The 6,571-nt window shown below is 48.8% G+C and carries 4 protein-coding genes; 3 read left to right on the top strand and 1 reads right to left on the bottom strand.

Annotation, left to right across the window (positions count from 1 at the left end; genetic code table 11):
- The first annotated feature begins 452 nt into the window (after positions 1-452).
- Positions 453-905 carry a response regulator gene (locus ACYVE4_RS27600; protein WP_461043637.1) on the top strand — a complete coding sequence of 151 codons (453 nt, stop codon included), beginning with the start codon at positions 453-455 and terminating at the stop codon, positions 903-905.
- Here the strand turns inward: ACYVE4_RS27600 and ACYVE4_RS27595 are convergent.
- A complete protein-coding gene (locus tag ACYVE4_RS27595; protein ID WP_461043636.1) occupies positions 871-1,275 on the bottom strand; it encodes a hypothetical protein in 405 nt (134 codons plus the stop codon). The two genes, ACYVE4_RS27600 and ACYVE4_RS27595, sit on opposite strands and share 35 nt — an antisense overlap.
- Before the next feature lie 586 nt (positions 1,276-1,861).
- Between ACYVE4_RS27595 and ACYVE4_RS27590 the strand changes: the two genes are divergently transcribed.
- Complete coding sequence (locus ACYVE4_RS27590; RefSeq protein WP_461043635.1) at positions 1,862-5,074, top strand: SusC/RagA family TonB-linked outer membrane protein; 3,213 nt, start codon at positions 1,862-1,864, stop codon at positions 5,072-5,074.
- 35 nt (positions 5,075-5,109) lie between these two features.
- Positions 5,110-6,561, top strand: coding sequence for a SusD/RagB family nutrient-binding outer membrane lipoprotein (locus ACYVE4_RS27585; protein ID WP_461043634.1), 1,452 nt, complete (start codon positions 5,110-5,112; stop codon positions 6,559-6,561).
- Positions 6,562-6,571 lie beyond the last annotated feature (10 nt).

Raw genomic sequence — 6,571 nt, 5'->3', positions numbered from 1 at the left:
GTATACGCTATTATCTTCGGTGAGTTGGCTGTATTTAGCTAATATTCAACTAATGCTTCAGCGAATCAAATCCGATCACAGAATATAATTCCCCAACACGTTCTAAGTGATTCAATAGACAGTCGATTGCCTGACGAGTTGGCTCCACCAGATGCCCTCAACTTCCGTCGAATTTGTGTCATGCGAACCCAACTGGCTGTTACTTACTTTGAACAACAACTTACTCAACACAAAGAAAATGAGTTTTGTGAACCAAAATCAGCAATCACCGTTGTCCAACTGCAAGCGATCCTTATTCGGTGTCGAATGGCCCTAGCCAAGGAACGCACCTCCTTACTAAATTTATCTAAGCCCCCAGAAAATAATCTCCCTTAAAGGGAATTCATTGACAATGCGTCAGAAACATTTTCGCGCTGGTCGGCTTATTAGATTAACCAATCCAATTCTATCTAATGGTGCATGCATCTACCGACGCGAATACGAGTACCGATAACCATCTAGTGTATTTGGTGGATGATGACGAAGAAGACAGATTTATTTTCGAAAAAGCGCTACTGTCTGTTTTTCCCAATTGCCAGCTTCGCCACTTTGGCAATGGCCTGGTAATGCTTGAACTCATGACCGAGACAGGCAATATCCCTCAATTGATTTTTCTGGATTTGTATATGCCCTATCCGGATGGGCTGGAAATTCTGATGAATTTGAAAATCAATAAAGAGTGGGCCTCCATTCCGGTCATCATATTAACCGGTGGCGACGACCCCTATAAGGCTAAATTGGCCTATCAACTCGGGGCTCAAACTGTGATTAAAAAACCGGACCGCTACGAACAATTATTGGAGTTGCTCCAGGTGGTTCGCCAGTACTGGTTTACGATGGCTTATCTTCCTTCGGCTCAGGCTTAGAAACCCCCATCGTCTCAATATTTTTTAGCGTCTGTTGATATTCGAGTAATTCGGCTTCAGATTTAAATAACTTAGGTTCTTTAATCGGTAAAGTTAGCCGAAGCGGCATTCTGGCTAGTTTGACGTATTTCCCGATGGGTTTCAATTCATAGACAACCGTTTTGACTTCCAGTTCGTAGGAATCTACGGGGTCAGCAATGACGGTTAATTCCTCAAGACGCCCGTCGAAAAAGATTCGGGCTATTTCTGCCTGAAAATAGGGATAAGGAGGCTCAGATCTATCCTGCAGATGTCCGCCATGCTCCTGATTGACAAAAACAGTATCGCCAACTTTAAAAGGTAATTCGAGTGTCTTGAAGAATATTTGCATAGTGCTTGTTGAGCTGATTATTCGAGTTTGCGTATAAAGGTAGGGTAATTATTCTGTTTCGTTCTTTTATTCTTAACCTACGAAAAATGGATACTCATACCCGCGTTGGGAGTGCTCAAAACCCCAAATTGTCAATGAGATTATTTCGTAGATACCAGGGTAGTGTAAAAAGTGGTTTCGCAAAAAACGCTTTACTTACGGTATTGCTGCTGGCTGCATTATTTCTGCCGCTTCGATACCGGCCCGGCCACTTGTGCGTGTATGTATCTCATAGCCCTTTGGCTTTAGTAGCATCGCCAGAAACTCATTTTTGCGCCGGTCGGCCTCGCGCAGGGCTTCTTCCGCTTTGGCCCATTCCAGAGGCAGCTGAAAACAAACAGATAGTGGTGAAAAAGGCTTTTAAGCGTTTTGTGTTTATTTGATAAATAGGCTGTCGCTGCTTCAATAATATCAAATAAAACTTCCTCATCAGTTGTAAACCGACTATGTGTCTCGCTGGTAATTGATTTATTCATTTGCTAAAAATCTACCTCTCTTATTACCGCGTATATGCTTAATATTTCATGTCTACTCTAATTCCCGTTCCATGCGGCCATTATTACTAATTGCCTTTCTTTCCTTATTATCCGTTACTGCATTCTCCCAGAAACTTACCGGGCAAGTTGTCGACCAGTTATCGCGTCAGCCCATTGTGAGTGCAACTGTGCAGGTTAAGCGCACACAGGCAGGTACGATCACTAATTCAATGGGCACTTTCACCTTGTCCAATTTACAGCCAGCGGACGTTCTGACATTCTCTTACCTTGGCTACCAGACCCAGGAAGTTATTTACACGGGCCAAACCAGCCTGACGGTTGAATTAGTTGCAGGAATGTCGCTCAATGAAGTAGTTGTCACAGCTCTTGGGCTAGAGCGCAATGCCCGGAGCCTGGGTTACGCTATCCAGAAAGTTGATGGTCGGCAGGTTAGCGACGTAAAGGCTCCCAACTTTCTCGACAACCTGTCGGGTAAGGTGGCAGGTGTGATGATTACGGGTGGATCGACGGGGGTAGGTTCATCAGCACGTATCACTATTCGGGGTGAATCGTCCTTTACCAATAATAACCCCTTATTTGTAGTCGATGGTATTCTGATTAATAATGCTACAGTGGTCAATCGAGTCAACGACGATGCGAACGGCTTTCAGGAAATTGACTTTGGCAATGGCGCTATGGACATCAACCCCGACGACGTAGCGACGGTATCTGTCTTAAAGGGCCCTGGTGCTGCTGCTCTCTACGGTACTCGGGCTGCCAATGGGGTGATACTAATTACGACTAAAGACGGATCGTCACAGAAAGGTATTGGCGTGAGTTTCAACAGTACGTTCTACACTGAGCGTCCGTTTCAACTGCCCCGTTTCCAGAATCAGTATGGACAGGGTAACAGTGGAGCCTTCAAATATGTCAATGGTCTGGGCGGGGGCATCAACGACAATATCTCCTACAGTTACGGTCCCAAACTCGATGCGGGTTTGTTAATTCCACAGTACGACAGCCCTGTAAATCTCCCCGACGGCCGGGTGGTACGTGGCGCCGATACGTATGTTTACAGTGGGCTACCCATCACCCCAACCCCCTTTGTGTCGCATCCCGATAACCTTAAAAACTTCTACGAAACGGGCCATACGGCAATCAATAACCTGGCTATTTCGGGTAGCTACGACAAGGGAAGCTACCGGCTATCGTACACCGATTTGAACAGTCAGTCGACTATTCCGGGTGTCGATCTGAAGCGCAAAACGCTGGCCGCTCGGCTACAGTTTGAGCCCATCCAACGGCTGAAATTCAGCTCATCTATCAATTACATCAACACGGGTAGCGATAATCGACCTGCGACCAAATACGGCTCGGAAAACATCAACTACGCCCTAAGCGCCTGGCTGGGACGGCAAACCGATGTCAACCCGATGAAGCAGTACTGGCAGCCTGGGTTGGAGGGTATACAGCATTTTTCGTACAACTATACGTATTTCGATAACCCGTATTTTACGCTCTACGAAAACCGTAACTCGTTTAACCGCGACCGGCTCATCGGAAATCTGGCCGTGACGGGTGAGTTAGCTACTAACCTGACGCTGATGGTACGTAGCGGCATGGACTATTCGAGCGAAAATCGGCAATTTCGGCGGGCCTTCAGCAGCAACCGTTTCAAGAATGGTGCCTATGCCGAAAACGCTGTTTTCTTCCGGGAAATCAACACCGACTTTTTGTTGAACTACACCCGGAGCGTAGGCGCACTTTCACTCGATTTGTCGGCCGGGGGCAACCGCATGGATCAGCTAGCATCGTTTGATCAATATCAGGCCCTGACACTGGCGCAGCCGGGGGTATTTAAACTCACTAATGCGGCTTCTCCGGTGGAGGCTTACCAGCAGAGCGCCCGCAAACGTATCAACAGTCTCTATGCGCTGGCCAAACTGAGTTACAAAGACGTAGTGTTTATGGACGTAACGGGACGTAACGACTGGTCGAGCGCGCTGGCAACGCCCACCTCAACGGCCAATACGTCTTTCTTCTACCCCTCGGTATCGGCCAGTTGGGTGCTGTCAAATCAATTCCAACTTCCTGCGTTTATGTCGTTTGCCAAGGTACGGGCCAGTGTGGCTAGTGTTGGAAATGATACCAGCCCCTATCAGACTACGGGGGTATTTAACGCCCGGAACCCAGTGTTTTCGCAACCGGCCTTCAGTGATCAGAGCACGATTGCCAACACCAACCTGAAACCAGAGTCGATTACGTCGGTTGAGGTTGGAGCCGATGTTCGTTTTCTGAATGATCGATTGGGTGTCGACCTGACATACTATGATGCCCGTACCCGCAACCAGATTCTATCGTTGCCAATCGCTATCCCAACCGGCTACAGCGAACAAGTCATTAATGGTGGTGAAGTACGGTCGCGAGGTATAGAAGCCGTGATAACGGCCATCCCTATCCAGACGAGCATTATCCGATGGAACGTAAGCTTGAACTTTAGCCGCAACCGGACCACCGTGGTGTCGCTGCCCGAAGAGGCCGGTACGTTGACTCTGGGTTACAATCGTATTTATGACAACGTAAACCAAACCGTCTGGTATCAGGTACGTCAGGGCGACCGGATGGGCGATATGTGGGGCACTGGTTATCTACGTAACCCTCAGGGCGAATTTATAGTGGGCAGCAATGGACAATACATTGCCGACAACACCCTAAAGAAGCTGGGTAATTATAACCCTGATTTCATGGTGGGCTTATCGAACCAGCTAAGTGTCGGAAACTGGAATCTGGGCTTTCTGCTCGACTGGCGGCAGGGAGGTATCCTGGTGTCGCGCACGCTAGCCTTGGCGGGTGTAGCGGGCCAACTGATTGAAACGGCCAACCGTCCTGATGCGGGTATCGTAGCTAAAGGCGTGGTAAACACGGGCACAACGGACAATCCGAACTACCAGCCCAATACCATTTCTATTCCTGCTGAAACCTATTACCGGATGTACTATGACCGCAATAATGAGGAAAATAACACCTACAACGCGTCGTATGTAAAACTGCGGGAAATGAGCATCGGCTATACACTACCCGAAACGGCGGGGCTCGCCCGGAAGCTGCGTATGCAGCGACTGACGATAGCTCTGGTGGGTCGTAACCTGCTGGCTCTATCGCACATCCCTCACTTTGACCCCGAACAAACGTCCTTCCAGCAGAACCAACTTCAAACGGGCGTTGAGGACATGACCTATCCTACCTCGCGTAACCTAGGGGTGAAACTAAGCGTAAATTTTTAAGTCCTGCTACGGTATAGGACTCAAACCAGCTGATTATGAAACGGATTTTATATAGTACGCTCCTACTGCTTACACTAATCAGTGTGCTGCCCGGCTGTACGGAAAACTTTCAGGAAATAAACACCAACCCCAATGCGCCGGTCGATGTGCAGCCGTCGCTACTGTTTCGCAAAATTTTATTCGATTATGGCGAGCAGATGTCTTACGAAGCCTTTGTAGCAGGCAACCTGCTGGGACAGTATTTTACGGCCATCGACTTCAATCTGTTTGACCGGCACAGCCTCAGCGAACCGCAGTATGGCGGCAATCCCTGGCCATTCATCTACACAAACCTGCGCGACAATGAAATCCTGCTGCAGAAGTCCCGCGCCAACGTAGCGTTCGGTGTTTATGAAGGTCCCGCCCTGATTATGAAAGCGTACATGGCGGCTGCCCTCACGGATCTCTACGGCGACGTACCATATAGCGAGGCTTTGCAGGGTAAAGAGGGCGTAATAACACCCGCCTACGACACGCAGGAAGCCATTTACACAGCTGCGGGTGGTATCTTGGACAACCTCGATAAGGGTATTGCCTCCATCAATAACTATAAAGGAGCTACTGCTCTCGACGGAGACATTCTTTACAATGGCAACCGCAGTAAGTGGATATTATTTGCCAATTCGTTGAAAATTAAAGCGTTGATGCGAATTTCGGGTAAGGTTAACGTAAAAGATGCCCTGCAAAAGGTACTAACGGAAGGTAATTTCATCAAGACAAATGCCGACAATGCAGTATTTCGCTTCTCACTCACGCAGCCTAACAATTTTCGCATGTCGACCGCCCGCATTGGCGATTATAATCTGTTTATTATGTCGCTGACCAGTCAGGAACTACTCGCCAGCCTAAACGATCCGCGTGTTGGGGTATACTTCCGGTCTACGGCGGCTAAACCGGGCACCTACAAAGGCTTGCTCAACGGTCCCGATGCGTCGAAATTGTCGATTTCCGTAGCCGACTATTCACTGACAGGAACCATTTTTCGGGAGGAGTCGGATAAGCTGTATGCCAACTACATGACGGCCCATGAAACTAGTTTCTGGCTGGCCGAAGCTGCCGAGCGGGGGCTCGTGTTGGCCTCAGGCAAGGAGTGGTATGAGCGAGGGGTTACGCAGGCTTTTGCTTACTGGCTTACGGGGCTGCCAGCGGGTTACCTGAGCAGCGCTAAAGTAGCCTACGCCCAGAACGGACAGAACCCAATCGAGCAGATTCTGACGCAGAAGTGGCTGGGTAATATCAACAACGCCTACGAAGGCTGGACCGAGTACCGACGAACTGGTTTCCCGCGACTAAAAACCATTTCGGCTAGTCTCAACAATGGGCTGATTCCCGTTCGGATGCCTTACCCCGGAACCGAGAGCGCGCTGAACGTGGTTCAGTACAAAAAAGCTGCCGACAAAACCCAGAACAACAGCATAAATATACCCGTTTGGTGGGCGACCCGATAAACATTCCCGC

The organism is Spirosoma harenae, assembly GCF_054776975.1.
This window is presented reverse-complemented; position numbering and strand designations above follow the sequence as displayed.